We start from the raw sequence: 26,341 nt of genomic DNA on the forward strand, positions 1-26,341 counted from the left end.
GTTTTCCAACGGATTCGGTATCCTTGGGCGCCCAACGCGGAGCTTTCGCCATGCCATCTGTCTCGTCCGCCGAAATCCCTTGTGACGCGGAACTGGACGCCAGCGGTCTCAATTGTCCCTTGCCCCTGCTCAAGGCCAAGCTGGAACTCAACCGCCTGGCCAGCGGCCAGGTGCTCAAGGTCACCGCCACCGACGCCGGTTCGCAGCGCGATTTCCGCGCCTTCGCCCAGCTGGCGGGGCACCAATTGCTGCGCGAAGAGGTCGAAGACGGCCTGTTCCGCTATTGGTTGCGTAAGAAATAGCCCGCTTCCGGGCGCCCGGGATGGCGCCCCTTTCGTCCGCAGGAAACCCGATGCTCAAAGTTCTGCAAGGCTGGATGCAGCGCTACTTCTCCGATGAGGAGGCAGTGGTACTGGCCGTCATCCTGGCGCTTGGCTTCACCGTCATCCTGGCCTTCGGCAGCATGCTCGCGCCGGTACTCGCGGCCATGGTCATCGCCTTCCTGATCAAGGGCCTGCAGGGCCACCTGGAGCGCCTGCGAGTGCCCCGGCTGTTCGCCCTGTGGCTGGTCTACGTGCTGTTCCTGGGCATGCTCGCGCTGTTCCTGCTGGTGCTGGTGCCGCTGATCTGGAAACAGCTGTTCACCCTGCTCAACGAGTTGCCGCGGATGCTCGGCGAATGGCAGTCGGTGCTGCTGATGCTGCCCGAGCGCTACCCCTCGATGGTCACCGAGGAACAGGTGCTGAAGCTGATCGACACCGCCCGCAACGAACTCGGCCAGGTCGGCCAGTGGGCGCTCACGTTCTCGCTCTCGGGCCTGCCGGTGCTGGTCAACATCATGATCTACCTGGTGCTGGTGCCGATCCTGGTGTTCTTCTTCCTCAAGGACCGCCGGCGCTTCTACGACTGGTTCCACAGCTACCTGCCGCGCGAGCGCGGGCTGATGAAGCAGGTGTGGGCGGAGATGGACAAGCAGATCGCCAACTACATCCGCGGCAAGGTCATTGAGATCCTCATCACCGGCGGCGCCACCTACCTGGCCTTCGTCGTGCTCGGGCTCAACTACCCGGCGCTGCTGGCGCTGCTGGTCGGCCTGTCGGTGGTGGTGCCTTACATAGGCGCGGTGGTGGTCACGGTGCCGGTGGCGATGATCGCGTTCTTCCAGTGGGGCTGGGGCGACCAGTTCATCTACCTGATGGCGGTCCACGCGATCATCCAGGCGGTGGACGGCAACGTGCTGGTGCCGCTACTGTTCTCCGAGGCGGTGAACCTGCACCCGGTGGCGATCATCTGCGCGGTGTTGCTGTTCGGCGGCCTGTGGGGCTTCTGGGGGGTGTTCTTCGCCATTCCCCTGGCGACCCTGGTCAAGGCCGTGCTCGACGCCTGGCCGCGGCAGCCGGAGCCGCAGCCACAGGTCAGCCCGCTGATGTAAATGAAAAAGGCCGCTCTCGAGCGGCCTTTTGCATGCGGGCGGAACTCAGGCCTTGGCCAGTTCCTCGGCCGCGGCGAGCACCGCGTCCACGTGCCCGGGCACCTTGACCCCGCGCCATTCGCGGCGCAGCACGCCCTTGGCGTCGATCAGGAAGGTGCTGCGGTCCACGCCCAGGTATTCCTTGCCGTAGAGCTTCTTCAGCTTGATCACGTCGAACAGCTGGCAGAGCGCTTCGTCCTTGTCGCTGATCAGCTCGAAGGGGAAGCACTGCTTGGCCTTGAAGTTCTCGTGGGATTTAAGGCCGTCGCGGGAGACGCCGAAGATCAGGGTGTTGGCCTTGGCGAAGGCCTCGATCTTGTCGCGGAAGCCCTGGCCTTCGGTGGTGCAGCCGGGGGTGCTGTCCTTGGGATAGAAATACAGCACCACCTGCTGGCCCTTCAGGGCCGAGAGCTGCACCTGCTGGCCGCTGGTGGCCGCGGCCTGGAAATCGGCGACGGGTTGGTCGAGTTCGACAGCCATGGGGGTCTCCTGTTACGGGTGCTGCGGGCGCCAGGGTTCGATCAGTGCGTCGAGGTTCAGCGCGTCGGCGAAGTCGAGGAACTGGTCGCGCAGCCAGCTGATCTGGGTGCCGGCCGGCAGCGTCACGGTAATGGTGGCGTTGAGCATGCTGGTGTTGGTGTGCGGCGCCTGGTAGGTGTCGCAGGTCAGGTTCTCCAGCTCGATGTTGTGGTCGATGAAGAACTGGCACAGCTCGTTGAGGATGTCCGGGCGGTACACCGCGCTGACGTAGGCCACGTAGGGCAGCGCCTGGGCGCGGGTGACGTGGGCGTTGCTGCGGGTGACGCTGAGGGTGAAGCTGTGGCGTTTTGCCAGCGCCGGCAGGCCGCCTTCGAGTCGGGCCAGGGCGTCCCAGCTGCCGGATACCTGCAGGACCAGCGCGCTGAACTCGCCGTGGCGCGTCAGGCGGCTGCTGACAACCGAGCAGCGGTTGTCCACGCAGGTGCGGCAGAGCACGCTGGTCAGGTCCATGGGGTTGGGCCCCAGGGCGCTGATCAGCAGGAATTGTTCACGGGGGTGGGAGGCGGACATGCAGCTTTCCTGGGATGGGCGGCCAAGCGGGCCGCGTCGACAAAGGAGAAAGGGTAGCGAAAAGCGGCCGCCAGGGGAATGTCCGGCGTGCGCCAGGCGCCGCGCTCAGCTTGTGCAAGGCAGGTGGCACCAGTACCATTACGGCTTTCTTTTTCCGGCAGGAGCGGTTGCATGATTGCGGGCAGTATGGTGGCGCTGGTCACCCCCTTCGATGCTCAGGGTCGACTGGACTGGGACAGCCTCGCCAAGCTGGTGGACTTCCACCTGCAGGAAGGCACCAATGCCATCGTAGCGGTCGGCACCACGGGTGAATCGGCCACCCTCGACGTCAACGAACACCTCGAGGTCATCCGCCGCGTGGTGGATCAGGTCAAGGGCCGTATCCCGGTGATCGCCGGTACCGGCGCCAACTCCACCCGCGAAGCGGTCGAGCTGACCGAGGCGGCCAAGAGCGGCGGCGCCGACGCCTGCCTGCTGGTCACCCCGTACTACAACAAGCCGACCCAGGAAGGCCTGTACCAGCACTTCCGCCACATCGCCGAAGCCGTGGCCATCCCGCAGATCCTCTACAACGTGCCGGGCCGTACCGCCTGCGACATGCTGCCGGAAACCGTCGAGCGCCTGTCCAAGGTGCCGAACATCATCGGCATCAAGGAAGCCACCGGCGACCTGCAGCGCGCCAAGGAAGTGCTGGAGCGCGTGGGCCAGGACTTCCTGGTCTACTCCGGCGACGACGCCACCGCCGTCGAGCTAATGCTGATGGGCGGCAAGGGCAACATCTCGGTGACCGCCAACGTCGCCCCGCGCGCCATGAGCGAGCTGTGCGCCGCCGCCATGCGCGGTGACGCCGCCGCCGCCCGCGCCATCAACGACCGCCTGATGCCGTTGCACAAGACGCTGTTCATCGAATCCAACCCGATTCCGGTGAAATGGGCCCTGCACGAAATGGGTCTGATCCCGGAGGGCATCCGCCTGCCTCTGACCTGGCTCAGCCCGCGTTGCCACGAGCCGCTGCGTCAGGCCATGCGCCAGACCGGCATCCTGGCCTGATTCGAGGAAGATTGCGCATGAAGCGACTGGCAGGACTGACCGCGCTCGCCCTGGTCATTGGCAATACCTCCGGCTGCGGCTGGCTGTGGGGCAAGGATGGTTACTTCCGTGACCGTGGCACCGACTATCTCGACTCCCGTCAGACCGGGCCGATGAAGGTGCCTGAAGGGTTGCAGAGCAAACCGCTCGACCCGCTGCTGCCGATCCCGATGAACATCGCCGACAGCCACGAGAAGGCCGGCGAGTTCGAAGTGCCGCGCCCGGTGCCGCTGGCCAACGCCACCAGCTCCAGCGACTACAGCCTGCAGAAGAGCGGCGACTCGCGCTGGCTGATCGCCCAGCGCCCGCCGGCCGAAGTCTGGCCGGTGGCCCACCAGTTCTTCCAGGACAATGGCTTCAGCTTCGCCGACGAGCGTCCGCAGACGGGCGAGTTCTCCACCAACTGGCAGCCGCTGTCGCAGCTCTCCGCGCCCCTGGCGCGTCGCCTGGGCAGCCGCGTGGCCGGCGTCGACCCGAGCAGCGAGGCGCGCGTTCGCGTGCGCATCGAGCCGGGCGTGCAGACCAACACCAGTGAAGTCTACGTCCTCAGCGAAACCCGTCCGGCCGGCAGCAGCGCCAGCCAGGACTGGCCGAGCAAGCCGGCCGTGCCGGCGCTGGACGCCGCGCTGCTCGACGAAATGCTCGCCAACATGGCCAGCAGCGCCGAGAAGGGCGGTTCGGTGTCGCTGCTGGCGGCGCATTCGACCTACGACACCCCCGGCAGCGTAGTGCTGGAGAAGGACGGCAACGGCAACCCGATGCTGAGCCTGGACTCCGACTTCGACCGCGCCTGGGTCAGCGTCGGCCGCGCCCTGGAGCGCGCCGACATTCGCGTCGACGACCTCAACCGCAGCCTTGGCGTGTACTACGTCAACGTCGCCGAGGGCGCGAAGAAGCTGGAAGAGGCGAAGAAGCCGGGCTTCTTCAGCCGCCTGTTCGGCGCCAGCGAAGAGAAGGCCAAGGCCGAGGAAGACGCCAAGGCGCAGCGCTACCAGGTGCGCCTGACCACGGTGAACAACACCGTGCAGGTCACCCTCGACAAGGACATCAACACCTCCGCGCCGAACGATGTGGCGCAGAGCGTCCTGGAAAAACTCGAAGAGAGCATGCGCAATGCGTTTCGCGGTCCTGGGGAGCGGAAGCCGGGGCAATTCGGCCTTGGTGAGCAGCTCTGACACCCGGGTACTGATCGATTGCGGCTTTCCGCTGCGTGAGACCATCAAGCGTCTGGCTCGCCTGGGTGTGCAACCCGGCGAGCTGGACGCGATCCTGGTGACCCACGAGCACGCCGATCATGTCCATGGCGTAGAACTGCTGGCTCGACACCACGGCATTCCCGTGTACCTCAGCGATGGCACCCTGCGGGGGCTGCGCAAGCCGCTGCAACCGGCGGGGCTGCTCAAGGGCGGTGACCGCCTGCAGCTGAAGGGACTGGAAGTGACCGCGGTGGCCGTGGCCCACGATGCCCGCGAACCCCTGCAATACGTGATTTCCGATGGCCGGCGGCGGTTCGGCCAGCTCACCGACCTGGGCAGCGTCACCGCCGAGGTGCTGGAGTGCTATCGTGGCCTGGATGCCCTGGTAGTGGAGGCCAACCACGACAGCGAGATGCTTTCGCGAGGCCCCTATCCTTACCCGCTGAAGGTCCGCGTGGGCGGCCAGTGGGGACACCTGAACAACCGCCAGGCCGCCGAATTCGTCGCGGAACTGGGCTGGGAAGGGTTGCAGCACCTGGTGCTGGCCCACCTCAGCGAAAAGAACAACACGCCGCAGTTGGCCCGGCAATGTTTCGTCGACACCCTGGGGTGCGACCCGGACTGGCTGCAGGTAGCCGATCAGCATTCGGGGCTGGACTGGCGCGAGATCGCCTGACCCCCTACCAACCTAGCAAGCGGAGCCCATCATGGAAAAACGCGAAGAACTCTATCGCGGCAAGGCCAAATCGGTTTACACCACCGACGACCCCGACCGCCTCGTCCTGCTGTTCCGCAACGACACCTCGGCGTTCGACGGCAAGCGCATCGAACAGTTGGACCGCAAGGGCATGGTGAACAACAAGTTCAACGCCTTCATCATGCAGAAGCTGGAAGAAGGGGGTATCCCGACCCAGTTCGACAAGCTGCTGGCCGACAACGAAGTGCTGGTGAAGAAGCTGGCGATGATCCCGGTCGAGTGCGTGGTGCGCAACTACGCCGCCGGCAGCCTGGTACGCCGCCTGGGCGTGGAAGAGGGCCTGCAGCTCACCCCGCCGACCTTCGAACTGTTCCTGAAGAACGACGCCCTGGGCGATCCGTTCATCAATGAATCCCACGTCCAGGCCTTCGGCTGGGCGACCCTCGAGCAGCTGGCGCAGATGAAGGCCTACTCCTTCAAGGTCAACGAAGTGCTGAACAAGCTGTTCGACGACGCCGGCCTGCTGCTGGTCGACTTCAAGCTGGAGTTCGGCGTGTTCCACGGCCAGATCGTCCTCGGCGACGAATTCAGCCCGGACGGCTGCCGCCTGTGGGACAAGGAAACCCGCAAGAAGATGGACAAGGACCGCTTCCGCCAGGGTCTGGGCGACGTGATCGAAGCCTACGAAGAAGTCGCGCAGCGTCTGGGCGTCCCGCTCTGACCTGCCGCAGGCGCGCAAGCATCTGAAAGCACGCGAAAATTTCTCAAAAGAAAGCTTCGCGTTCTGCAATCAAGCTGGTATTATGCGCGCCGCACGGAGAGATGCCGGAGTGGTCGAACGGGACGGATTCGAAATCCGTTGAGTCAGCAATGGCTCCTAGGGTTCAAATCCCTATCTCTCCGCCATTATTGAAATGGCTGAAGCCCCTGAAACTCATAGAGTTTCAGGGGCTTTGTCTTTTCCGGGCAGGCGGTTTAGGGCAGGTTCAGGGCAAACGCTCCCTGGTCTTCCTTGGGCCGTGGTTGCTATTCAGTCTGAATTCGGACTACGCTGGCCGCTCACGCCTGCCTGGTTTCGTCTTGGGACATGTCCCTTGCTCGGCCGGCATCACGGGCGCTCGTCCTGCGGAGGTTCAGTCATGCGGGTTGAAACGATCAGCTACCTGAAGCGGCATGCCGCTGACCTCGAACTCGATGAGCCGATGGTCATCACGCAGAACGGTGTACCCACCCTGGTGGTGGAGTCCTACGCGGAGCGCAAGCGCCGCGATCAGGCGATCGCGTTGGTCAAGCTGCTGGCCATGGGCTCGCGCGAATACTCTGAAGGCAAGCATTGCTCCGCAGACGAGCTGAAGGCCCGTCTGGCCAGGCGACGTTCGCCAGCGTAGGTCCGATGCCAGTGCTCGATGTTCGCTTCACCGAGACGGCCGCTTTCAGTATCCAGGATCAGGAAGATCACCTGGCGCAATACCAGGACGCTGAAGAGGCGGCGGCCAGGATCGATGCCCTGATCGACGTCATCCTGGCAAGATTGCAAGCCGCTCCTGTCGGTTATCCGGTCAGCCGCCAGGCTGGGGATCTGGGCGTCACGCGTTACCGTGAGCTCAATTGCGACGGCTATCGCGTCTTCTACGAACTCTACGAGCACGACAACGCGATTGCTGTCGAACTGGTCCTCCGGCAGAAGCAGGACGTCGAGGCGGCACTCATCCGCTACTGCCTGATCGGCATCTGATACATCCTGCGCTACCTTCAATAAATAATGTCAAAACGCCGCCATGGCGCGTAGGCGCCCGCCGGGCGATCTGCTAGCGTGCTTACCTGTGGAAGCCAGTTTCAGGACGATGTATGGCTGTTGTCGCGGGTAAGGGGTTGTCGTTCGCCAGGCGCATTTATCTGCCGCGCATGGTCGGCCTGGGCATCGGGTTCTTTTGCGTGGCGGCGGCGCTGGAGCCTCTGTCGCGGCCGCTGTGGGCCTGGTTGCTGCTGGTGGGCAACGGTTTCCTCTGGCCGCACCTGGCCTACCAGGTGGCGCGCCATTCGTTCTCGCCCTATCACGCGGAGCGCCGCAACCTGCTGCTGGATTCGCTGTTCGGCGGTTTCTGGGCCGGGGCGATGCAGCTCAACCCACTGCCGAGCGTGACCATCCTGTCGATGATGGCGATGGACAACATTGCCGCCGGTGGCCTGCGTTTCTTCCTCAAGGGCTGCGTGGCGCAACTGCTCGGCGTCGCGCTGGCCTGGATGTGCTTCGGCGTAGCCTTCAGCGCGGTAGCCACGCCACTGCAGGTATACGCCTGCCTGCCGATGCTGGTGATCTACCCGTTGGCGGTCGGCGGCGTCAGCTTCAGCCTGGCCAGGCGGCTGTCCGAGCACAAGCAGGCGCTACGCGCGGTCAGCCGCACCGACAGCCTCACCGGCCTGCTCAACCACGGTTCCTGGATGGCGCAGCTGGAAAGCGAATTCCTCAAATGCCGCCAGCAGCACACCCGTGGCTGCGTCGTGCTGATCGACATCGACCGCTTCAAGGACATCAATGATCGTTTCGGCCATGTGCTGGGCGACATGGTCATCACCGAGCTCAGCCGCATGCTCACCCACACGCTGCGCGAGTCCGACACCCCGGGGCGCTACGGTGGCGACGAGTTCTGCGTGATCCTGCCGGGCACCACGCAGAGCCTGGCGGTGGAGATCATGCAGCGCCTGCGGCAGAGCTTCGCCAACAAGCGCTACGAGCTGGCGCCGGACCTGGCCGTAGGCCTGAGCATCGGCGTGGCGCCGTACAGCCCCTACCAGGTGGACGCCAGCGCGTGGCTGAACGAGGCCGACAAGGCGCTCTACCGGGCCAAGAGCGAAGGGCGCAATCGCGTGCTGGGCGCCGAGCCCAGCGTTCAGCCGCAGTAGCCGTCCATCTTCTGGCGGTTCTTCTCGCTGGGGTCGACCTGGTACTGCTGGCGCCAGAACTGGCAGGGCGCGCTGTTGAAGCGTTTGTCGCGTTCGCTGCGCTCGGCCTGCTGGTTCTGCTCGGCCTGCAACTGCCGCTGGTTCGCCAGGTACTGCTGGAACATCGCCTCGCTGGCGTCCTTCTGCGGCGTTGGCGCCGAAGGCGGCGCCACCCGGCTGGCCACCTGCGCGGGCAGTTCCGGCAGCCAGCGATAGAGCAGGGCGGCGCTCAAGGCGACGGCGGCGCAGCCCAGCCAGATACCGAGGGCGACGCCGAAGGTGAGTTTCCAGAAGCTGGGAGTGGGCGCGGACATGGCGGCTCATCGTGGGGCGGGTGCGCCACTGATAGCGCAATTCCGCCGGCGGATAAAGCCTTGTCCGCGCCGCGCTTCAGGCCTGCGACTGTTCGTAGGCTTCCAGCGCGCGCAGCGAATAGACGTAGGCCGCGCCGGCGTTCATGGCGATCGCCGTGGCCAGCGCCTGGGCCACTTCGGCTTCGCTGGCGCCAGCCTTGCGCGCGGCCTCGGCGTGCACGCCGATGCAGCCGTCGCAGCGAGTGGTAATGGCCACCGCCAGGGAAATCAGCTCGCGGGTCTTCGCGTCCAGGGCGTCGCCGTCGACCGCGGCGGCGTCCAGCGCCTGGTAGGCGGCGATCATCTTCGGGTGCTTCTTGCCCAGGGCGCCGAAGGCTTTCTTCACCGCGGGCACGTACTCGGACCAGTTGAACAGCATGATGGCGTCTCCTCATGAGGTCGGCCGCCAGGCGGCGGCTGGCCTAGGAGCTTAGTCCGGGATTCGCCGGGGCGTGGCGCGTCAGTGGACGCTGACGATCTCGTAGGTCTGCCGCGCCGCGCCCTGGCCGACCGCCACCTCGTCGCCCGGCAGGCGTTGCAGCAGGGCGCCGCCCAGGGGCGAGCGCGGGGTGATCACCAGCACTTCGCGGCCGTCCAGCTGGAGCTTCAGGCCGGCCGCCTCGGGACCGAGGAACAGCCACTTGCGGCGATCCTCCGGGTCGGCCAGCTCGACCAGGGCGCTGGTCTGGATGCCTTGCTCGGGGTCGAAGTCGCGCAGCACCAGGTTCTGGAACAGCGCCAGGGCCTGGCGGATCTCCTCGACCCGGCGCGATTGCCCGGCAGCCAGGTAGGCGGCCTCCAGGCCCAGGGTGTCGTACTTGTTCTCGGCGACGTTTTCCTCGTGGGTGGCCGTTTCGTGGGCCGTGCGCGCGGCATTCAGCGCCACGTCGAGGTCGGCGGCGAGGCGGGCGAGAATCAGTTGGTGAAGCGGGTTCTTGTCCATGGCGACGCGGGATGGGGCTGGAGGGGGCCTATCCTAGTGGCTTTGCCGGGGATGGGTGAATTTCTTTCAAGGTATTCCTACGAATGTCGATACAAAAGCGTACATCCGAAAAAGGAATATCGGGCATGAGCCTTTCCCTCACACCCGCCAGTCAGGTCTACGTCGGCCAGTTGCGCACCGCCGGTGGCGATGGAAGCGCCGCGACTGCCAGCGCCAGTGCGAGCGCCGGTACGAGCCAGGGCGAAGCGGGGCAGACCCACTCCGCCGGCCGCGTCGGCGGTGCGGACAAGAACGCCACCACCACCGCCAGCGCGGGCAGCGATGCCAGCGACACGGTGAAGCGCTTGCAGGATCGCCTCAAGGAGCTGCAGAAGCAGCTGCAGGAGGCCCAGCAGCAGTTGGCCCAGGCGCAGGCGCGGCAGTATTCGTCCGATGCCGAGCGCACCGCCGCGATGATGGCGATTCAAAGCCGCATCGCGACCATCAGCGCGGCGATGATGTCCACCGCCGCGGCGTTGGCCGAGGCCATTCGCAACAGCGGTGGCGGCGCCGGCTCACTGGTCAGCACCAGCGCCTGAGTGGGCCGCGCCAGCTCAGTAGCCGGCGAGGATGTTGACGATCACGCCGGTGGCGATGGCCATCAGCACGTAGTCGCCGTTGACGTATAGCCAGCGATGGTCGCGCGGCGGGGCGTACAGGTGGCGGGCGCGCCAGTCGGTCACCCAGTAGCGGTCGCCACGGTAGGCCTGTTCCACCACGCGGCCGCGTTGCCACTGCTGGTGCGGCACCGGCATGCCCGGCTGCGGGCGGTATCCCGGATTGCGGTAACCCTGCGAGTGGCCGTGCCCCGGGCGTGCCTGGGACTGCGGGCGACCCTGCTGTTGCGGCCGGGATTGCTCGTACGGGCGACCTTGCTGCTGGCCGCCTGGGCCTTGACCCTGGCCGGGGCCCGGCTGGGCGAAGCTGGCCAGCGGCGCGCCGATCATCAGCGCGGCGCAGAGCGCGGCTACGGTTTTCTTCATGGACGGTACTCCTCTGCATGTTCACGCCCGGTGGGCGCTCGCGGAGCGCCCCGTCCCGTTCTCGGGATATCTGGTGCGATTACTGAATCAGACAGCCGTATGAATCGAAAAATCACGACCCTGGGGTAAAGGTCCGGTAAAGAGTCGAGTTGTTTTGTAAGGCTTTTCATACATTTTCGAGGCATTGCAGGGCGTTCCGGGTGACGGCCTGCTTTGTGTGATTACGGCATTTGATGGTAGATTTGCCATACATGCACGAAAGTGAGGTGTGCCATGAGCGCCCTGCTCCAGGAATCCCCATCGGCCGACATGGTTCTCGCCAAGGCGGTGCTGGCGGCCCGTGAACAACTGGCCATGACCCAGCAGGAACTGGCGGCTATCGTCGGCGTCGACCGCAGCGCGGTGAGCCGCTGGAAGAGTGGTGGGCTGCGGGTGAACAGCAAGACCGGCGAACTGGCGCTGCTGCTGGTGCGCGTCTATCGCGCGCTCTTCGCCCTGTTCGGTGGCAGCCTGGAAGACATGCGGCATTTCCTGCGCACCGACAATCACCACCTGGGCGGCGTGCCGCTGCAACTGATGGAGCAGGTGCAGGGACTGGTGCAGGTGGTGGAGTACCTCGACGCCATTCGGGGCAAGGTCTGAATGGCTGCCGACGCCGGCGCCGAACTCTGGCGTGAGTGCCAGGGTGAGCGAGCCATCGCCCCTCTGCGCGGCAAGCTGGTGCGCCTGGTCGAGAGCCAGGAGCAGGTGGCGACCATGCAGTTGGTGGAAACCCTCGAAGAGCAGGCCCTGCTCGAAGCGTTGATCGAGGCCAGCAAGCCGCGCCTGCCGCCGGCCAGCGAGGCGCTGCACTACCTGCTGAAGACGCCGTTTCGCTACCCGCCGCTGCGCTGGGGCTCGCGCTTCGGCCGGCGCCATGAGCCGAGCCTGTTCTATGCCGCCCTGCGCCTGGAAACGGCGATGGCCGAGACAGCCTACTACCGCTTCGTGCTCTGGGCGGGCATGGCCAGCCCGCCGCCCAGCGGGCGCATCCTTTCCGAGCACGCGTCGTTCGAGGCGCGCTTCCAGGCCACGCGCGGCGTGCGCCTGCAGGCGCCGCCGTTCGACGTCCACGCCGCGCGGCTGGAAGACAAGCGCGACTACCGTCTGACCCAGGGCCTGGGCAGTGCCATGCGCGCGGCCGGGGTGGAGGCATTCGAATATCGCTCGGCGCGTTGCCCGCTGGGTGGGTTGAATGCCGCGCTGTACGTGCCTTCGCTATTCATCGACAAGCGTCCGCGTAACCTGATGCCCTGGCTGTGCGAGACCACCGTCGACTACGTGGCCTTCAAGCACGCCCAGGTGCCCGGCGCGCCCTTGCTGTTCCCTCGCGAGGCCTTCCTGGTCGACGGCGACCTGCCGTTTCCGGCCTGACCGTCCGTCGTACCGTGCGTTCGCCGACGGGCGAACGCGCTAATTTATTGCGCTGGCCAAGCAATGGAGTGCGCCATGGAAATTCGCCTGGAAGCCCATCCCGATGATCACCGCCAATGGCGGGTGTATCTCAACCAGTACTTCTTCCAATACCCCAGCAAGGTCACCGCGCAGCGCATGCTCGAACGTATGCAGGTAGCGCTCGGCCAGGCTTCCGCAATGACGCCACAGGCGACGTCGGGCGCCGGCGGCGAGCGGCGGCGGCGCTGCCGGGCCTGCGTTTGAGCCAGCGCTGACAACCCCTTCGAAATCCCCCGGCTGCCCCCAAATGAGGCGGCCCGGCTGTGCCGGGCGCAAACTTGTGCACAATGATCGCGCCTGTTGTCAAGAACCGGAAACATTCTCGCGTAAGCGTTTGATTTTTCGTTGCACGTTTTTAAATTATTGATTATAAAGACTTTTTTCTATTGGTGAAAAAATCACCAATCTGACGGGCGAGCCCATGGGGCAAGGCGTATAAGACGTTTTCATCATCTTATCCACGCGGTTATCCACAGCTTCTGTGGATTGTCCCAAGCGCTTGCTTTCCCGCGCCTTGTCAAGGGTTTCAGCGGCCATTCCTGCACTTCATTCTCACGTGCGACTGCTACCATGGCGCGAATTTCCCCGTGACCGCCAGCCCCGGAGCGCCCCATGCCGATCGACCTGCCCAACCTGCTGCTCGGCGTCCTCGCCGCTGCCTTGCCTCTGGCCTGGCTGGCCTGGCAGTTGCGCGAGCGCAGCGCGCGGCAGGAGAGCGAGCTGGGCCTGTTGCGCGAGCGCCTGGGCACCGCGCAACTGGCCCAGGACGGCCTGGGCGCGCAACTGGAAGCCGAGCGCGAAGCCTTCCAGCGCCTGAGCGGGCGGCACGGCGAGCTGTCCGCCGAGGCTGCGGCGCTGCGCCGCGAGGTGGAGCTGAGCCGCGCCGAGCGCGAGCGCCAGCTGCACGCCGAGCGCGAATGGCTGGGCGAACGCGAGGACCGCGAGGAAGAACTGCGCCGCCTGTCCGCCGAGCGCGCCTCGCTGGCCGCCGAGCTGCGCGAGCAGCAGGAAGGTCACCAGCGCCGCCTGGACGATCTGCAGGCGGCCCGTGACGAACTGCGCGCGCAGTTCGCCGAGCTGGCCGGGAAGATCTTCGAGGAGCGCGAACAGCGTTTCGCCGAAGCCAGCCAGCAGCGCCTCGGGCAACTGCTCGACCCGTTGAAGGAACGCATCCAGTCCTTCGAGAAGCGCGTCGAGGAGAGTTATCAACAAGAGGCCCGCGAGCGCTTCTCGCTGGCCAAGGAGCTGGAGCGCCTGCAACAGCTCAACCTGCGCCTGGGCGAGGAAGCCACCAACCTGACCCGCGCGCTCAAGGGTCAGAAGACCCAGGGCAACTGGGGCGAACTGGTGCTGGAGCGGGTGCTGGAACACGCCGGCCTGGAAAAGGGCCGCGAGTACGAGACCCAGGTCAGCCTGCGCGCCGCCAACGGCGAGCGCTTCCAGCCCGACGTGCTGATCCGCCTGCCGGGCGACAAGCAGGTGGTGGTGGACGCCAAGGTCAGCCTGACCGCCTACCAGCAGTTCGTCGCCGCCGACGACGAGGTGATCCGCCAGCAGGCCCTGAAGCAACACGTGCTGTCGCTGCGCAGTCACGTGAAGGGCCTCTCCGACAAGGATTACCGGCGCCTGGAGGGCCTGCACAGCCTGGACTTCGTGTTGCTGTTCATGCCCATCGAGGCGGCGTTCTCGGCGGCCCTGCAAGCCGAGCCGAACCTGTTCCAGGAAGCCTTCGAGCGCAACATCGTGATCGTCAGCCCGACCACCCTGCTGGCCACCCTGCGGGTGATCGACAGCCTCTGGCGCCAGGAACGGCAGACCCAGAACGCCCGCGAGATCGCCGAGCGCGCCGGGGCGCTGTACGACAAGTTCGTGCTCTTCGTGCAGGACCTCGACGAGGTCGGCGCGCGCCTGCAGCAGCTGGACAAGGCCTACGCGGCGGCGCGCAACAAGCTCTGCGAGGGCCGTGGCAACCTGATCAGCCGCGCCGAACAGGTCAAGCTGCTCGGCGCCCGGGCCAGCAAGAGCCTGCCCAGCGACTGGCTGGAGCGTGCGCTGGGGGATGAGCCGCAGGTGCTGGAAGACGAATAGCGCCAGCGCTCCGTTCCCACTGTAGTTTCGGTCGCGAGCAAGCTCGCTCCTACGAGAGCCGAGTTGTCACCGCGCCTTCTCAGAACAGCGAATACGGCTTGCCCGCCGTGCGGTCGGCGAAGCGCCGCAGGCGGAACGCGTGCAGGTCGAGGCCCGGCTGGCCGTCGAGCAGCCATTGGCTCATCAGCTGGCCGACGATCGGCCCCATGGCGAAGCCGTGGCCGCAGAAGCCGGTGGCCACCAGCAGGCCGCGAATCTCGCTCGGTGCGTCGAGCACCGGGATGCCGTCGGGCAGCACGTCGATCATCCCCGCCCAGCTCTCCACCACGCGTACATCCCTGAGGGCCGGGAAGGCCTCGCCCAGGGCTTTCTGCGCGGCGAAGACGCGGCCCTGGTTCACCGCCACCTGTGGATCGCGCTCGCCCAGCGCCGGGCCGTTCACCCGGCTTTCCGAACCCGGCAGGCGCTGGCGCAGGTCGTGGAGCAGGGCGCCGTTGAGGCGGAAGGAGAAGCTCGCGCGGTTTTCCGGCAGCAGCGGCAGGTACCAGTTGGCCGCGCGCAGATAGCCGAGGCTGAGGTCGATGTCGGCCTGGGTTTCGTCGGCCAGGTTGAGGCTGCCGTCGGCGCGCTGGCGGAAGCCGATGCGGTGGCCGATGAAGCTCTGCGCGCCGACCGCCGGGCCCGGGCTGGTGCGCGACACCGTGCAGCGCACGCCCTGCTGCGGTAGCTCCAGGCCCAGGGGTTGCAGCAGGCGCCAACTGCTGGCGCCGGCGGCCACCAGCACCTGGCGGGTCTTCACGTAGCCGCGCTCGGTCTGCACGCCGCAGATGGCGCCGGCGGCGACGTCGATGCCGCTTACCCCGCAGCCCTCGACGAACAGCGCGCCGCGCTCGCGGGCGCGCAGGGCCAGGGCCGGCGCCACCCGGCGCGGTTCGGCCTGGCCGTCGTTGGCGGTGTAGAGCGCGCCCAGGCCGGCGTCGGCGAGCCCGGGCAACTGTTCGCGGACGTCCTTCGGCGAGAGCAGGCGGGTACCCAGGCCGAACTGCGCGGCGACCTTCAGCCAGTCTTCGTGGCGGGCCAACTGCTCGGGCGTTTCGGACAGGTACAGGCAGCCGCCCTGGCGCCACTCCAGCGGCAGCTGCAGGTCTGCCTCGAGGCGTTCCCAGAGCGGGATCGCCGCCATCATCAGCGGCACTTCGGCGGGGTCGCGGGCCTGCTGGCGGACGAAGCCCCAGGCGCGCGTGGATTGCTGGCTGGCCAGCCCGGCCTTGTCGCAGACCAGCACGCGCAGGCCGCGCCCGGCCAGTTGCCAGGCGGTGGCGCAGCCCATGATGCCGCTGCCGGCGATGACGATATCGACTTCCTCGGGCAGGCGCGGCGCGGCACTGGCGAGGGCGGGGTGCAATGGATAGGTTCCCGTCGGCATAGGCTGTCCCTGTTGTGGCCCGTGGCGAAAGGGCCAGTATGCGCAAGGGAGGCCGCGCCCATCCATGGGCGCGGGTCCGCGGGGACTCAGGCGCGGGCGGCGCGGCTGGCGGCGGGGGAGCGCGCCAGGTAGTCGAGGGCTTCCTGGGTGTTGGCTTCGTGGTCGGGGTGGTACCAGGGCTTGAAGTAGCGCAGGAAGCTGCTGGCCAGCGACATGCGACGCGGCAGCAGGCCGCGCTTTTCGCTGTCGCGCCAGATGCGCCCGAACGAGCGCGGCTTGCCCAGGCTCGGGTCCTGGCGGGCGAGGGTGCGGGTGCCGAAGGCGAATAGCCAGATGATCAGCGGCCAGACCACGAACATCCACGCCTGGCGGCTGACGAAGCTGCCGCCCAGGTGCACGTGCAGATCATGGGCGACGTTGCGGTGCTCGACTTCCTCGGCGCCGTGCCAGCGGAACAGGTCGAGCAGCACCGGGTCGGAGCCGGCGCGGTCCAGCGCTTCGGCCTCCAGCACCCATTTGCCGAGCACGCAGGTGAAGTGCTCTACGGCGGCGACGATGGCGCAGCGCTGGCCGATCCACCAGCGACGCAGCCAGGGCGTTCTGTTGAACAGTTGCAGCCCCAGAGGGGTGTCGCTGAGCAACTGCTCGAACAGATAGTCCATGGCCTTCAGGTAGCGGCTGGAGTCGATGCCGTGCACCGTCAGGTAGCGCTCCACGGCGCCGGAGTGGGCGCGCGCGTGCATGGCTTCCTGGCGGATGAAACCCTGCACGTCGTCGCGCATGCGCGCGTCCTTCACGAAGGGCAGGGCCTTGTTGTACAGGCGGCAGAACCACAGCTCGCCGGCCGGCAGCATCATGTGGATGACGTTGATGACGTGGGAGGCCTCGGCCTCGCCGGGAATCCAGTGCAGCGGCGAGGCGCTGTAGTCGAACTGCACCTTGCGCTGCACCAGGCGGTGATGATGGTCGGTCATGGCGAAGCCCTCAGGAGGTCAGGTCGAAACGTGCGAACAGGCGCGACAGGCCGGGCAGCAGGCGCCATTGCCAGCGCGCCAGGTGCACCTCGGTGCCGGCGGCGGCCACCGGCTGGTTGCGGCTCACGGCCTGGACGATCGACTCGCCGACCGTGTCCGGGCTCAGCCGCCGGCGCCGGTAGAAGCGCTGCACCTTGGCCCGCCGGCGCGCCTGCTGCTCGTCGCTGAGGCCGGCGAAGCGGGTGGCCTGGACGATGCCGGTGTCGACGAAGCCGGGGCAGGCGGCGCTGACGCCGATGCCGTGGCCGGCCAGTTCGGCGCGCAGGCATTCGCTGAGCATCAGCACCGCCGCCTTGCTGGTGGCGTAGGCCGGGTAGTTGCGCGACGGCGCGAAAGCCACGCCGGAGGCGACGTTGACCAGGTGACCGGGTTTGCCGGCCGCGACCATCTGCCGGCCGAACAGGCGGCAGCCGTCGATGACGCTCCACAGGTTGACCCGCAGCAGGCGCTCCCAGTCCGCCGGGGTGGTGTCGAGCATGGCGCCGGCCAGGCCGATGCCGGCGTTGCTGACGACCACGTCGGGCACCCCGAGGCTACCCTGCACCCAGCCGGCGAAGCGCTCCATGGCGGTGCTGTCGCCGACGTCCACGCAGTAACTGAAGGCGTTCGCGCCCAGGTTGCGGGCCAGCTCGGCGCTGGCCTCGGCGGCGGCCGGGTCGATGTCGGCGGCGAGCACGCAGGCACCCTGTTCGGCGAAGCGCAGCAGGGTCGAGCGGCCGATGCCGCCGCCGGCGCCGGTGACCACCACCAGCTTGCCGGCGAAGGGGCCGGCGCCGGGCTTCTGCACGGCGCGCTGCAGCGGCTGGCTGGCCTCGCCGCCGTCGATATGGCGGGCGAATTCGTCGATCCAGCCGGCCAGCTGTTCCGGCTCGGCGAGCAGTTTCCAGTGCCCGGCGGTGACTTCGCGTCGCCACAGGCGCGGGGCCCACAGCGAGAGTTGCTGGAACAACTGCTGGCCGACGTAGCGGTCGCGGGTCGGCACCACCAGTTGCACCGGCACTTCGGTGTGGCGTTTGCGCGGCTTGAAGATCGAGGTGATGAAGTTGGCCCGGTAGAGCTTCACACCGTGTACGCCGTCGCTGGCCTGGTGCGGGTTGCGCGCGGGGTTGCGCACGCCCTCGACCTTGCGCAGGTACCGCGGCCACAGGCGCGCGGCGCCCAGGCGCCAGGACAGCGCCGGCAGCAGCGGCAGGTGGAAGTAGTAGATGTACCAGGAGTGCAGCAGTTGGCTGAGCACCTGCAGCAGGGCGGCCGGGCGCTTGCGCCGCAGGCGGTCGCGCATCCAGAAGCCGACGTGGTCCAGGCAGGGCCCGGAGATGCTGGTGTAGGAGGCGATGCGCTGGCGCAGCGCGGGGTCGGTGACGCTTTCCCAGGTCTGGATCGAGCCCCAGTCGTGGGCCACCAGGTGCGCCGGGCGCTCGGGGCTGACGGCGTCGAGCACCGCCTGCAGGTCGCGGCTGAGCAGTTCCAGGCGGTAGTCGCGGGTACGCCGGGGCTTGTCCGACTCGCCGGCGCCGCGCACGTCGTAGGCCACCACCTGGTAGCGGCCGAGCAGGCGGGCGATCAGCGGCAGCCAGACCTCGTGGTTGTCCGGGTAGCCGTGGACGAACAGCAGCAGCGGCTTGTCGGCGTCGCCCCAGCGGTACACGGCCAGGCGCACGTCGCCGGAGCGCACGTCGAGACGCTCGGCCGGCGGCAGGCCGGGGTGTTCCAGCATGGCGTTCATGCGCGCCCCCTTGCCTGGGGTGTGAGCGGGGAAGGGCGGTGGGGCTGCCGGGTGCCTCGGGGCATGACGTTCTCCAGGCCATTGTTGTTATGGAAACGACCGTGACATCGATGGATGTCACAATCGATGCTGACCGATCCGTCCCCGCCGCGCCATGCCGGGGAAGGGTGTTACCAATGCGGTCAGTGGCCTGGAACGCCGCAGCCATGCGGGTTTCGGCCGCATCACCGGCGCCCGTCCGGTTGCAAGTCCCGCCTTTGGTTGGGCGTTTCGTCGGGCGGCCCGGTCGCGCCGGCGCGGTTGTGGGCGGCGCCGGCCAGTGGCTATGATCGCCGCCATGAGCACGCCCCTGAGTCTCCTGCAGCGCCTGCTCCAGCGTCCCGAGGAAAGCCCGCGGGAACTGGAGGACGAGCGCGAATTCAGCGTCGACGAGCTGGCCCGCGAGGCCGGCAGCACGGTGCGCAACGTGCGCGCCTACCAGGATCGCGGGCTGCTGCCGCCGCCGGAGCGGCGCGGCCGCAGCGGCGTCTACTTCGCCAGCCACCTGCGCCGGCTGCGCCTGATCGGCGGGCTGCTGGAGCGCGGCTACGGTCTGTCGAACATCAAGGAACTGCTGGACAGCTGGGAGCGCGGCCACGACCTCGACCATGTGCTCGGGCTCGACCAGGCCATCCTTGGCGCCTGGAACCTGGAGACGCCGACGCAGATCGGTTTCGACGAATTGCAGGCGATCTTCGGCGACGAACTCGACGACGACGTCATCGAGCGCGCCTTGGCCCAGGGGCTGCTGCAGTTCGACGGCGAGCGCATCAGCGTGCCCAGCCCGCGGCTGTTCAACGCCGGCGTCGAGCTGTACCGCTCCGGCATCCCCCTCGCCGCGCTGCTGGAGCACCTGGCGGTGCTGCGTGGCGACACCGAGCACCTGGCCGCCGGCATCGTGCGCCTGGTGGTCACCCACCTGGTGGACAAGCGCGGCGCCGAGCTGCTGCCGGGCGCCGCCGACCTGGGGCAACTGGCCGAGGTGTTCATGCGCTTGCGCCCGCTGGCCGAGCAGGTGGTGCTGGTGGAGCTGGCGCGTGGCCTGAAGCTGTCGGCCAACGAGATGCTTGGCGAGCGGGTCGGCGAGATCCTTCGCCAGTTCGAGAAGCCGCGCCCCTGACGCGCTGCGATTACACCAACAGCAGGGTCAGCAAGCCGGCGCCGAGGCCGGCGATCATCACCGGCACGCTGCGCAGGGCCAGGTCGCGGCCGCCGATCAGGGCGATCAGCGCCGCCTTCACCAGGCTGTTGCTGGCCACCGCGAGAACGATGCCGCGGCTCGCCACTTCCGCGTCCAGCCCGCCCAGGGCGTTGCTGGCCAGCGACAGGGTAATGGCGTCGACATCGGCCAGCCCGGACAGCAGCGACACCAGGTACACGCCGACGTCGCCCAGGTAGCGGCGGCCCGCCTCGACCAGGAACAGGATCAGCGCCAACAGCGCGCCGAAGCGTAGCGCCGGACCCAGTTCGAAGGGGTTCTTCAGCGGTGGTTCGCCGGAGGCGGGGGCCTGCTCCTGGCTGGCGCGGCGCCAATACAGCAGGGCGCCACCGGCGTAGACCAGGGGGGCGACCAGCAGCGGCGGTAGCAGACGCGGCAGCAATTCGGCGTTGACCAGGCCGACCTCCAGCGCCACGCGCGGGAACATCAGCGCCGAGGTGGCCAGCAGGCCGGCCGCCAGCAGCGGTTGCAGGCGGCGCTGCTCGTGCATGCGGGCCAGGGTCATGGTCATTGCGGTGGACGACACCAGGCCGCCGAGCAGCGCGGTGATCAGCAGCCCGTGGCGGGTGCCGGTGAGGCGCACGGCGACATAGGCGGCGAAGCCCAGGCCGGCGATCAGCACCACCATCCACCAGCTGGCGTAGGGGTTGAACACCTGCCACGGACCGTAGCCCTGGTCGGGCAGCACCGGCAGCATCACCACCGAGATGAACAGCAGCTTGAAGGCCGCCGACAGCTCGCGGGCGTCGAGGTGCTTGAGCACCGCGTGCAGGGATTCCTTCAGGCTCAGCAGCAGCGCCACCACCACGCCACCGCCGGCGGCCAGCAGGCGGCTGTCGGCCACCGCCAGGCTGCCGAGAAGGAAGGTGGCGAGCAGCGCGACCTCGCTGGTCATGCCCTGGTCGCCGCTGCGGCGCACGTCGGCCAGGTAGCCGGCCACTGCCAGCAGGCCGACTAGCAGCGCCATCACCGCCCAGGCCCAGACGCCGAAATGCCCGGCGAGCAGGGCGCTGAAGCCGCCGAGCAGGCCGGCCAGGGTGAAGGTGCGGATGCCGGCGGCCTGGCGGATGTCCTCGAAGTCGCGCTCGCGCCAGCCGCGCTCGGTGCCGATCAGCAGGCCGATGGCCAGGGCGGTGGTGAGGTCGAGGACGAGGTCCAGGTGGTCCAGCATGGCGGCGCGGTTCCCTGCGGTGATGCAGGGAGTCTAGAAGGCGCTGGCGCGCGCGGGCTGCGCCAGATCAATCCGGCACCGCGCAGGAGCGGCGGAGCGCTCGGATCGCAGGGCGGATAACCGTTCGCGGTTATCCGCCGTTGGCTCGCGGAGAGCGGTGGCGGATAACGCCGTAGGCGTTATGCGCCCTACGCCTCAGCGCAGGCTCAGGTGGCGGCTCAGCAGCGCGCGCAGCGCCGCCGGCTTCACCGGCTTGGCGAGGAATTCCAGGCCCGCCGCGTGCACCTGCGCCACCAGCTCGGGGCGGGCGTCAGCGCTGATCACCACGCCCGGCACCGGCTCGCCCAGGCGTGCACGCAGCCAGGCCATCAGCTCGGCGCCGGTCTCGCCGTTGTCCAGGTGGTAGTCGATCAGCGCCAGTTCCGGGCGCGCGTCGCTGTCCAGCAGCTGTTCGCACTCGGCCTTGCTGCGCGCGGTGAGCACGCGGCAGCCCCAACGGCTGAGCAGGCTGTTCATGCCGATCAGGATGCTGTCTTCGTTGTCCACGCAGAGCACCTGGGCGCCGTTCAGCTCGGTCGGCGCCTCGGCCTTGTGGCCATTGAGCTCGGCCGGCGCCGGCTGCCGCGCGAGCGGCACGCTGACGCTGAACACGCTGCCCTTGCCCGGCCAGGAGCGCACCTGCAGGCGGTGGCCGAGCACCTTGCACAGGCGGTCGGCGATCGCCAGGCCCAGGCCCAGGCCCTTTTCGGCGCGGGTCTGGTGGCTGTCCAGGCGCTTGAACTCCTCGAAGATCACGCTGAGCTTGTCTTCCGGGATGCCCGGCCCGCGGTCCCACACTTCCAGGCGCAGGTGCCCCGGCTCGCGGCGCACGCCGAGCAGCACGTGGCCCTTGGCGTAGCGGAAGGCGTTGGTCAGGAAGTTCTGCAGCACCCGGCGCAGCAGCTTGATGTCGCTGTCCACGCGCAGCTTGCTGCCGCGCAGGTGGAAGTCGATGCCCTGTTCCTGGGCCAGGGCGCGGAACTCCGCGCCGAGCGGGTCGAACAAGGCACTCAGCGGGAAGGCCGCGCGCTCGGCGCTGACCCGGCCGCTTTCCAGGCGCGAGATGTCCAGCAGGTCGGTGATCAGGTCCTCGGCCGAACGCAGCGAGGAATCCAGGTGGCGCACCAGGTCGGCGGCGTCGTCGCGCAGTTCGCTCTGGTGGGCCAGGGCGGCGGAGAACAGCCGCGCGGCGTTCAGCGGTTGCATCAGGTCATGGCTGACGGCGGCGAGGAAACGCGTCTTCGACTGGTTGGCGGCCTCGGCGGTGCCCTTGGCCTCGGTCAGTGCCTGGTTCAGCTGCGAGAGCTCCTGGGTGCGCGCCTCGACGCGCTGCTCCAGGCTCTCGTTGGCCTCCTTGAGGCCGTGCTCGGCGTCGCGGAACGCGGTGATGTCGGTGAAGCTCATGACGAAGCCACCGCCGGGCATGGGGTTGCCGATCAGCTCGATGACCCGGCCGTTGGGGAACAGCCGCTCGGAGGTGTGCGGGGTGCCCTGGCGCATCCAGTACAGGCGCTTGGCCACGTGCAGGTCGGGGTCGCCGGGCCCGCACAGGCCGCGCTCGGCGTTGTAGCGGATGATATCGGCGATCGGCCGGCCGACCTGGATCAGCCCGTCGGGGTACTCGAACAGCTCGATGTAGCGATGGTTCCAGGCCACCAGTCGCAGCGACTGGTCGACCACGCTGATGCCCTGGGTGATGTTCTCGATGGCGCCCTGCAGCAGCGCGCGGTTGAACTGCAGCACCTCGGAGGCTTCGTCGGCGATCTTCACCACGTCCTCCACCTGCATCTCGCGGCCTTCGATGGCGGCCTTCACCACCGCGCGGGCGGACGATGCGCCGAGCACGCCGGCGAGCAGGCGTTCGGTGTGGGCGATCCACTCGTCGTTGGCGTTCTGGCTGGGCACGAAGCCCTTGCCCTGGCGGTAGGCGAAGCGGATGAAGCTCTGCCGCGCGCGTTCCTCGCCGACGAAGCGCGCGGCGAGCATCAGCAGGTCTTCCAGCTGCACCGCGAGCATCGAGCGCGAGCTGAGCTTCTGCGAGATTTCCTGGCCGATGAAGCGGCTGGCCTGCCAGTGCTCGGAGACGCGGGTGCGGGAAAACACCGAGACCAGGCCGAACAGCGCGAAGTTGCCGATCAGCGAGAGCAGCACGCCGAGGGTCAGCGGCTCGATGTTCACGCCGAACGGGCGGCCGGCCAGCCAGGTCAGCCCGGGGAAGTGTTCCAGCGGCCAGCCGAGGCTGCGGGCGATCACCGGCAGCACCAGGGTGTAGGCCCAGAGCGCGGAGCCGGCGGCCAGGCCGGCGAACACGCCACGGCGGTTGGCCTGCTTCCAGTACAGCGCGCCGATCATCGCCGGGCCCAGCTGGGCGATGGCGGCGAAGGCGATCTGGCCGATGGTCGCCAGGCTCGCGGTGGAACCCAGCAGGCGGTAGCTGACGTAGGCCAGCAGGAGGATCAGCGCGATGCTCACCCGGCGCACGGTCAGCAGCCAGTGGCGGAACACCTCGAACGGCTGCTCGGCGTCGGTGCCCTTGCGGCGGAGCAGCCAGGGCAGCAGCATGTCGTTGGAGACCATGGTCGACAGCGCCACGCTGGCGACGATGACCATGCCGGTGGCCGCCGAGGCGCCGCCGATGAACGCCAGCAGGGCCAGCGCCGGGTGTGCCTCGGCCAGCGGCAGGCTGATCACGAAGGAGTCGGGGATCACCCCCGGCGGCAGGTGCATCTGCCCGGCCAGGGCGATCGGCACCACGAACAGCGCCGCCAGCACCAGGTAGGTGGGGAACACCCAGCGCGCCAGGCTGAGGTCGCGCGGCTCGATGTTCTCCACCACCAGCACGTGGAACTGCCGGGGCAGGCACATGATCGCGGTCATGGCCACGCCGGTCTGCAGCAGCATGGCCGGCCAGTGCACGGTTTCCTGCCAGTATTCGGCCAACTGCGGCGCGTCGCGGGCCTTGTCGAGCAGGTCGCCGAAGCCGTCGTAGAGGCCGAAGGTGACGAAGATGCCGACGGCGAGGAAGGCGGTCAGCTTGACCAGCGACTCGAAGGCGATGGCCAGGACCATGCCGCGGTGGTGTTCGGTGACGTCGAGGTTGCGCGTGCCGAAGACGATGGTGAACAGCGCCAGGATCAGCGAGACGATCAGCGCCGTGTCCTGCGCGCGGCTGCCGCCGGAGTCGGCGCCGGCGCCGATCAGCAGGTTCACCCCGAGGACGATGCCCTTGAGCTGCAGGGCGATATAGGGCAGCACGCAGACCACGCAGATCAGCGCCACCACCACCGCCAGGGCCTGGGACTTGCCGTAGCGCGCGGCGATGAAGTCGGCGATGGAGGTGATGTTCTCCTGCTTGCTGATCATGATCATCTTCTGCAGCACCCAGGGCGCGAAGAGCATGAGCAGCACCGGGCCGATGTAGATCGGCAGGAATGACCAGAGCTGGCCGGCGGCCTGGCCGACGGCGCCGAAGAAGGTCCAGCTGGTGCAGTAGACCGCCAGCGACAGGCTGTACACCCAGGCGCGCAGGCGCGGCGACAGCGGCGCGCGGCGGCGGTCGCCATAGAAGGCGATGGCGAACAGGACCGCCATGTAAAGGAGGGCGACCGTGGCGATCAGCCCGCTGGACAACGACATGCGAACTCCGAATTGACTCGCTCCCCCGCAGGAGCTGCTCGATGCAGTTTCGCACCAAAGCGGCGCGCTGTCAGAGCCCCTGCTACCAAGGTCTCAGAGGCCGCTTGCCGCACTGGGAAAGCGCTGGTAGCTTTGCCGGCCTTTTCGCCCGGCCCCCGCCCGTCGCGCCCTGGCGCGGCTGTGGCACTATTGCCGGGCGCCGGGTTCGGATAGGAGCCGGCGGAAAGTCGAGGTACGAGGAGGGGCCATGTTCAGACCGTCACCCATCACCCTGCAGCGCGGCGCGCTGCGCCTGGAACCCATGGTCGAGGCCGACGTGCCGGAGCTGGTGGCCCTGGCCGAGGCCAACCGCGAGGCGCTGAAGTTCATGAGCGCGCCGCAGCGTCCGGACTGGTACCGCAACAGCCTTGCCGAACAGCGCGAGGGCCGCGCCCTGCCGCTGGTGGTGCGGCTGGGCAACCAGCTGGTGGGCACCACCCGCTTCATGGACTTCCTCCCGGCGTTGCCGGCCTGCGAGATCGGCGGCACCTGGCTGGACGCGACGCAACACGGCACCGGGCTCAACGCCAGCATCAAGTACCTGATGCTGCGCCAGGCCTTCGACAACTGGAAGATGGTTCGCGTGCAACTGAAGACCGCCGCCAGCAACCTGCGCGCGCAGCGCGCCATCGAGAAGCTCGGCGCGGCGCGCGAAGGCGTGCTGCGCAACCACCGGCGGCTGGCCGGCGGGCGACTCGACGATACCGTGCTGTACAGCATCACCGACCTGGAGTGGCCGCAGGTGAAGGCCGCCCTGGAAGCCGGTTTCCTCGGCTGACGCCGCCGGCATGTCCCTCGACAGCGGCCACGGCGAGCGCACGCGCTTCTGGCGCGCCCAGGAACTGGGCGGCCTGGAGTTGCTGCACGCGCGCTTCATCGAGCAGCGTTTCGCGCCCCACGTCCACGAAGGCTTCGCCCTGGTGCTGATCGAGCAGGGCGCTCAGCGTTTCCGCCATCGCGGCGCCGAGCACCTGGCGCCCACCGGCAGCCTGGTGCTGATCAACCCGGACGAGGTCCACACCGGCTCCAAGGCGCACGACGCGGGCTGGCTGTACCGGGGCTTCTACCCGGAAATCGAGCAGGTCGGCAGCGTGCTCGACGAACTGGAACTGGGCGGCCGAGGCCTGCCGACCTTCGACGCCAGCGTGCTGCACGACCCCGAGCTGGGGCGCGCCTTCCTTCATGTGCACCGTCTGCTGGAGTCCAGCGCCAGCGCCCTGGAGCGCCAGACCTGCTGGCGCGAGGCCCTGCTGTTGCTATTCCAGCGCCACGCGCGGGTGCCCGATGCGCGCCCTGCCGGGCAGGAACCGCTGGCGGTGGCGCGGGCCCGCGATCTGCTGGCGGCGCGGTTGATCGACCCGCCGTCGCTGGAAGAATTGGCGGCGACGGTGAACCTGTCGCCGTTCCACTTCGCCCGGGTGTTCCGCAAGGCCACCGGCCTGCCGCCCCACGCCTGGACCAAGCAGCGCCGCCTGGAGCAGGCCCGCGCGCTGCTCAAGGGCGGCTGCGCGCCGGCCAGGGTGGCGGCGCAGCTGGGTTTCGCCGACCAGAGCCACCTCAGCCGCCAGTTCAAGCAGGCCTACGGCGTGGCGCCGGGGGAGTACCGGCTGGCCTGCGGACGCTCCGGCGCAGAAGGGCAACTATCGTAGGAGCGGCGTAGACGGGG

The 26,341-nt window shown here is 68.0% G+C and carries 29 protein-coding genes and 1 tRNA gene; 18 read left to right on the forward strand and 12 right to left on the reverse strand.

The window, feature by feature from the left end; all coding sequences use genetic code 11:
• Positions 1-50: 50 nt before the first annotated feature.
• Both P3W75_RS24710 and P3W75_RS24715 read left to right on the forward strand, forming a co-directional pair.
• A complete protein-coding gene (locus P3W75_RS24710) occupies positions 51-302 on the forward strand; it encodes a sulfurtransferase TusA family protein (RefSeq protein WP_276229949.1) in 252 nt (83 codons plus the stop codon).
• Positions 303-352: 50 nt separating this feature from the next.
• A complete protein-coding gene (locus P3W75_RS24715; protein WP_276229950.1) occupies positions 353-1,432 on the forward strand; it encodes an AI-2E family transporter in 1,080 nt (359 codons plus the stop codon).
• A 45-nt stretch (positions 1,433-1,477) separates the two neighbouring features.
• Here P3W75_RS24715 and P3W75_RS24720 read toward each other — a convergent pair whose 3' ends face one another.
• Entirely contained in the window at positions 1,478-1,951 is a 474-nt protein-coding gene (locus P3W75_RS24720; RefSeq protein WP_276229951.1) for a peroxiredoxin, read from the reverse strand.
• Between the two features lie 12 nt (positions 1,952-1,963).
• Positions 1,964-2,521 carry a glycine cleavage system protein R gene (locus tag P3W75_RS24725; RefSeq protein ID WP_276229952.1) on the reverse strand — a complete coding sequence of 186 codons (558 nt, stop codon included), beginning with the start codon at positions 2,519-2,521 and terminating at the stop codon, positions 1,964-1,966.
• 171 nt (positions 2,522-2,692) lie between these two features.
• On the opposite strand from P3W75_RS24725, the gene dapA reads away from it, so the two are divergent.
• The 8 genes from dapA to P3W75_RS24765 all read left to right on the forward strand — a co-directional run bounded on the left by dapA (position 2,693) and on the right by P3W75_RS24765 (position 8,407).
• Positions 2,693-3,571, forward strand: coding sequence for a 4-hydroxy-tetrahydrodipicolinate synthase (gene dapA, locus P3W75_RS24730; protein WP_276229953.1), 879 nt, complete (start codon positions 2,693-2,695; stop codon positions 3,569-3,571).
• A gap of 17 nt (positions 3,572-3,588) precedes the next feature.
• The gene (gene bamC / locus P3W75_RS24735; protein ID WP_276229954.1) at positions 3,589-4,785 is read left to right on the forward strand and encodes an outer membrane protein assembly factor BamC; all 1,197 of its coding nucleotides are present in this window, start codon (positions 3,589-3,591) and stop codon (positions 4,783-4,785) included.
• A complete protein-coding gene (locus P3W75_RS24740; protein ID WP_276229955.1) occupies positions 4,724-5,482 on the forward strand; it encodes an MBL fold metallo-hydrolase in 759 nt (252 codons plus the stop codon). Before bamC ends, P3W75_RS24740 begins: the two co-directional genes overlap by 62 nt.
• A 31-nt stretch (positions 5,483-5,513) precedes the next feature.
• Positions 5,514-6,224, forward strand: coding sequence for a phosphoribosylaminoimidazolesuccinocarboxamide synthase (gene purC / locus P3W75_RS24745; RefSeq protein WP_276229956.1), 711 nt, complete (start codon positions 5,514-5,516; stop codon positions 6,222-6,224).
• A 95-nt stretch (positions 6,225-6,319) separates the two neighbouring features.
• Positions 6,320-6,409, forward strand: a tRNA-Ser gene (locus P3W75_RS24750).
• A 233-nt stretch (positions 6,410-6,642) separates the two neighbouring features.
• Positions 6,643-6,891: a type II toxin-antitoxin system Phd/YefM family antitoxin gene (locus tag P3W75_RS24755; protein ID WP_276229957.1), complete on the forward strand. Its 249-nt coding sequence runs from the start codon at positions 6,643-6,645 to the stop codon at positions 6,889-6,891.
• 5 nt (positions 6,892-6,896) lie between these two features.
• Positions 6,897-7,238 carry a type II toxin-antitoxin system RelE/ParE family toxin gene (locus P3W75_RS24760; RefSeq protein ID WP_276229958.1) on the forward strand — a complete coding sequence of 114 codons (342 nt, stop codon included), beginning with the start codon at positions 6,897-6,899 and terminating at the stop codon, positions 7,236-7,238.
• A 113-nt stretch (positions 7,239-7,351) separates the two neighbouring features.
• A complete protein-coding gene (locus tag P3W75_RS24765; RefSeq protein WP_276229959.1) occupies positions 7,352-8,407 on the forward strand; it encodes a diguanylate cyclase in 1,056 nt (351 codons plus the stop codon).
• Here P3W75_RS24765 and P3W75_RS24770 read toward each other — a convergent pair.
• The 3 genes from P3W75_RS24770 to P3W75_RS24780 form a co-directional block, all read right to left on the reverse strand.
• Complete coding sequence (locus tag P3W75_RS24770) at positions 8,395-8,760, reverse strand: hypothetical protein (protein ID WP_276229960.1); 366 nt, start codon at positions 8,758-8,760, stop codon at positions 8,395-8,397. The genes P3W75_RS24765 and P3W75_RS24770 overlap by 13 nt on opposite strands.
• 76 nt (positions 8,761-8,836) lie before the next feature.
• Positions 8,837-9,178, reverse strand: coding sequence for a carboxymuconolactone decarboxylase family protein (locus P3W75_RS24775; protein ID WP_276229961.1), 342 nt, complete (start codon positions 9,176-9,178; stop codon positions 8,837-8,839).
• 81 nt (positions 9,179-9,259) lie between these two features.
• Positions 9,260-9,742, reverse strand: coding sequence for a GreA/GreB family elongation factor (locus tag P3W75_RS24780; protein WP_276229962.1), 483 nt, complete (start codon positions 9,740-9,742; stop codon positions 9,260-9,262).
• Positions 9,743-9,867: 125 nt separating this feature from the next.
• Between P3W75_RS24780 and P3W75_RS24785 the strand changes: the two genes are divergently transcribed.
• Positions 9,868-10,320, forward strand: a complete 453-nt coding sequence (locus P3W75_RS24785; protein ID WP_276229963.1) for a hypothetical protein — start codon at positions 9,868-9,870, stop codon at positions 10,318-10,320.
• Positions 10,321-10,335: 15 nt separating this feature from the next.
• Here P3W75_RS24785 and P3W75_RS24790 read toward each other — a convergent pair whose 3' ends face one another.
• On the reverse strand, positions 10,336-10,764 hold the full coding sequence (locus P3W75_RS24790) for an RcnB family protein (RefSeq protein WP_276229964.1): 429 nt from the start codon (positions 10,762-10,764) through the stop codon (positions 10,336-10,338).
• Positions 10,765-11,037: 273 nt separating this feature from the next.
• On the opposite strand from P3W75_RS24790, the gene P3W75_RS24795 reads away from it, so the two are divergent.
• The 3 genes from P3W75_RS24795 to P3W75_RS24805 all read left to right on the forward strand — a co-directional run bounded on the left by P3W75_RS24795 (position 11,038) and on the right by P3W75_RS24805 (position 12,462).
• Positions 11,038-11,406 (forward strand): antitoxin Xre/MbcA/ParS toxin-binding domain-containing protein, encoded by a 369-nt coding sequence (locus P3W75_RS24795; protein WP_276229965.1) that lies wholly within the window; start codon positions 11,038-11,040, stop codon positions 11,404-11,406.
• On the forward strand, positions 11,407-12,177 hold the full coding sequence (locus P3W75_RS24800; RefSeq protein WP_276229966.1) for an RES family NAD+ phosphorylase: 771 nt from the start codon (positions 11,407-11,409) through the stop codon (positions 12,175-12,177).
• Between the two features lie 75 nt (positions 12,178-12,252).
• The gene (locus P3W75_RS24805; protein WP_276229967.1) at positions 12,253-12,462 is read left to right on the forward strand and encodes a hypothetical protein; all 210 of its coding nucleotides are present in this window, start codon (positions 12,253-12,255) and stop codon (positions 12,460-12,462) included.
• A 156-nt stretch (positions 12,463-12,618) separates the two neighbouring features.
• On the opposite strand, the gene P3W75_RS24810 is transcribed toward P3W75_RS24805, so the two are convergent.
• Positions 12,619-12,795, reverse strand: a complete 177-nt coding sequence (locus tag P3W75_RS24810; protein ID WP_276229968.1) for a hypothetical protein — start codon at positions 12,793-12,795, stop codon at positions 12,619-12,621.
• A 189-nt stretch (positions 12,796-12,984) separates the two neighbouring features.
• Between P3W75_RS24810 and rmuC the strand changes: the two genes are divergently transcribed.
• Positions 12,985-14,346: a DNA recombination protein RmuC gene (gene rmuC, locus P3W75_RS24815; RefSeq protein ID WP_276229977.1), complete on the forward strand. Its 1,362-nt coding sequence runs from the start codon at positions 12,985-12,987 to the stop codon at positions 14,344-14,346.
• A 79-nt stretch (positions 14,347-14,425) separates the two neighbouring features.
• On the opposite strand, the gene P3W75_RS24820 is transcribed toward rmuC, so the two are convergent.
• From P3W75_RS24820 to P3W75_RS24830, 3 genes are all read right to left on the reverse strand, one after another.
• Positions 14,426-15,751, reverse strand: coding sequence for an NAD(P)/FAD-dependent oxidoreductase (locus tag P3W75_RS24820; protein WP_276229969.1), 1,326 nt, complete (start codon positions 15,749-15,751; stop codon positions 14,426-14,428).
• 107 nt (positions 15,752-15,858) lie between these two features.
• Entirely contained in the window at positions 15,859-16,746 is an 888-nt protein-coding gene (locus P3W75_RS24825) for a metal-dependent hydrolase (RefSeq protein ID WP_276229970.1), read from the reverse strand.
• A 10-nt stretch (positions 16,747-16,756) separates the two neighbouring features.
• A complete protein-coding gene (locus P3W75_RS24830; RefSeq protein ID WP_276229971.1) occupies positions 16,757-18,532 on the reverse strand; it encodes an SDR family oxidoreductase in 1,776 nt (591 codons plus the stop codon).
• A gap of 457 nt (positions 18,533-18,989) precedes the next feature.
• On the opposite strand from P3W75_RS24830, the gene P3W75_RS24835 reads away from it, so the two are divergent.
• Positions 18,990-19,691: a MerR family transcriptional regulator gene (locus P3W75_RS24835; RefSeq protein ID WP_430765412.1), complete on the forward strand. Its 702-nt coding sequence runs from the start codon at positions 18,990-18,992 to the stop codon at positions 19,689-19,691.
• A gap of 10 nt (positions 19,692-19,701) precedes the next feature.
• Here P3W75_RS24835 and P3W75_RS24840 read toward each other — a convergent pair whose 3' ends face one another.
• Together P3W75_RS24840 and P3W75_RS24845 are read right to left on the reverse strand one after the other, a co-directional pair.
• Positions 19,702-20,961, reverse strand: coding sequence for an MgtC/SapB family protein (locus P3W75_RS24840; protein ID WP_276229973.1), 1,260 nt, complete (start codon positions 20,959-20,961; stop codon positions 19,702-19,704).
• 195 nt (positions 20,962-21,156) lie between these two features.
• Complete coding sequence (locus P3W75_RS24845; RefSeq protein ID WP_276229974.1) at positions 21,157-24,636, reverse strand: hybrid sensor histidine kinase/response regulator; 3,480 nt, start codon at positions 24,634-24,636, stop codon at positions 21,157-21,159.
• Between the two features lie 247 nt (positions 24,637-24,883).
• Here P3W75_RS24845 and P3W75_RS24850 point away from each other — a divergent pair, with 247 nt between their 5' ends.
• Both P3W75_RS24850 and P3W75_RS24855 read left to right on the forward strand, forming a co-directional pair.
• Positions 24,884-25,453 carry a GNAT family N-acetyltransferase gene (locus P3W75_RS24850; protein WP_276229975.1) on the forward strand — a complete coding sequence of 190 codons (570 nt, stop codon included), beginning with the start codon at positions 24,884-24,886 and terminating at the stop codon, positions 25,451-25,453.
• 10 nt (positions 25,454-25,463) lie between these two features.
• Entirely contained in the window at positions 25,464-26,324 is an 861-nt protein-coding gene (locus P3W75_RS24855) for an AraC family transcriptional regulator (protein WP_276229976.1), read from the forward strand.
• Positions 26,325-26,341 lie beyond the last annotated feature (17 nt).

The sequence above is a fragment of the Pseudomonas citronellolis genome, from assembly GCF_029335315.1.
Taxonomy (GTDB): domain Bacteria; phylum Pseudomonadota; class Gammaproteobacteria; order Pseudomonadales; family Pseudomonadaceae; genus Pseudomonas; species Pseudomonas citronellolis_A.

Bases quoted from the DNA above. Each gene is read 5' to 3' on its own strand.
- P3W75_RS24710 (WP_276229949.1), top strand. From the start codon at position 51: ATGCCATCTGTCTCGTCCGCCGAAATCCCTTGTGACGCGGAACTGGAC.
- P3W75_RS24715 (WP_276229950.1), top strand. From the start codon at position 353: ATGCTCAAAGTTCTGCAAGGCTGGATGCAGCGCTACTTCTCCGATGAG.
- P3W75_RS24720 (WP_276229951.1), bottom strand. From the start codon at position 1,951: ATGGCTGTCGAACTCGACCAACCCGTCGCCGATTTCCAGGCCGCGGCC.
- P3W75_RS24725 (WP_276229952.1), bottom strand. From the start codon at position 2,521: ATGTCCGCCTCCCACCCCCGTGAACAATTCCTGCTGATCAGCGCCCTG.
- dapA (WP_276229953.1), top strand. From the start codon at position 2,693: ATGATTGCGGGCAGTATGGTGGCGCTGGTCACCCCCTTCGATGCTCAG.
- bamC (WP_276229954.1), top strand. From the start codon at position 3,589: ATGAAGCGACTGGCAGGACTGACCGCGCTCGCCCTGGTCATTGGCAAT.
- P3W75_RS24740 (WP_276229955.1), top strand. From the start codon at position 4,724: ATGCGTTTCGCGGTCCTGGGGAGCGGAAGCCGGGGCAATTCGGCCTTG.
- purC (WP_276229956.1), top strand. From the start codon at position 5,514: ATGGAAAAACGCGAAGAACTCTATCGCGGCAAGGCCAAATCGGTTTAC.
- P3W75_RS24755 (WP_276229957.1), top strand. From the start codon at position 6,643: ATGCGGGTTGAAACGATCAGCTACCTGAAGCGGCATGCCGCTGACCTC.
- P3W75_RS24760 (WP_276229958.1), top strand. From the start codon at position 6,897: ATGCCAGTGCTCGATGTTCGCTTCACCGAGACGGCCGCTTTCAGTATC.
- P3W75_RS24765 (WP_276229959.1), top strand. From the start codon at position 7,352: ATGGCTGTTGTCGCGGGTAAGGGGTTGTCGTTCGCCAGGCGCATTTAT.
- P3W75_RS24770 (WP_276229960.1), bottom strand. From the start codon at position 8,760: ATGTCCGCGCCCACTCCCAGCTTCTGGAAACTCACCTTCGGCGTCGCC.
- P3W75_RS24775 (WP_276229961.1), bottom strand. From the start codon at position 9,178: ATGCTGTTCAACTGGTCCGAGTACGTGCCCGCGGTGAAGAAAGCCTTC.
- P3W75_RS24780 (WP_276229962.1), bottom strand. From the start codon at position 9,742: ATGGACAAGAACCCGCTTCACCAACTGATTCTCGCCCGCCTCGCCGCC.
- P3W75_RS24785 (WP_276229963.1), top strand. From the start codon at position 9,868: ATGAGCCTTTCCCTCACACCCGCCAGTCAGGTCTACGTCGGCCAGTTG.
- P3W75_RS24790 (WP_276229964.1), bottom strand. From the start codon at position 10,764: ATGAAGAAAACCGTAGCCGCGCTCTGCGCCGCGCTGATGATCGGCGCG.
- P3W75_RS24795 (WP_276229965.1), top strand. From the start codon at position 11,038: ATGAGCGCCCTGCTCCAGGAATCCCCATCGGCCGACATGGTTCTCGCC.
- P3W75_RS24800 (WP_276229966.1), top strand. From the start codon at position 11,407: ATGGCTGCCGACGCCGGCGCCGAACTCTGGCGTGAGTGCCAGGGTGAG.
- P3W75_RS24805 (WP_276229967.1), top strand. From the start codon at position 12,253: ATGGAAATTCGCCTGGAAGCCCATCCCGATGATCACCGCCAATGGCGG.
- P3W75_RS24810 (WP_276229968.1), bottom strand. From the start codon at position 12,795: ATGGCCGCTGAAACCCTTGACAAGGCGCGGGAAAGCAAGCGCTTGGGA.
- P3W75_RS24825 (WP_276229970.1), bottom strand. From the start codon at position 16,746: ATGACCGACCATCATCACCGCCTGGTGCAGCGCAAGGTGCAGTTCGAC.
- P3W75_RS24830 (WP_276229971.1), bottom strand. From the start codon at position 18,532: ATGAACGCCATGCTGGAACACCCCGGCCTGCCGCCGGCCGAGCGTCTC.
- P3W75_RS24840 (WP_276229973.1), bottom strand. From the start codon at position 20,961: ATGCTGGACCACCTGGACCTCGTCCTCGACCTCACCACCGCCCTGGCC.
- P3W75_RS24845 (WP_276229974.1), bottom strand. From the start codon at position 24,636: ATGTCGTTGTCCAGCGGGCTGATCGCCACGGTCGCCCTCCTTTACATG.
- P3W75_RS24850 (WP_276229975.1), top strand. From the start codon at position 24,884: ATGTTCAGACCGTCACCCATCACCCTGCAGCGCGGCGCGCTGCGCCTG.
- P3W75_RS24855 (WP_276229976.1), top strand. From the start codon at position 25,464: ATGTCCCTCGACAGCGGCCACGGCGAGCGCACGCGCTTCTGGCGCGCC.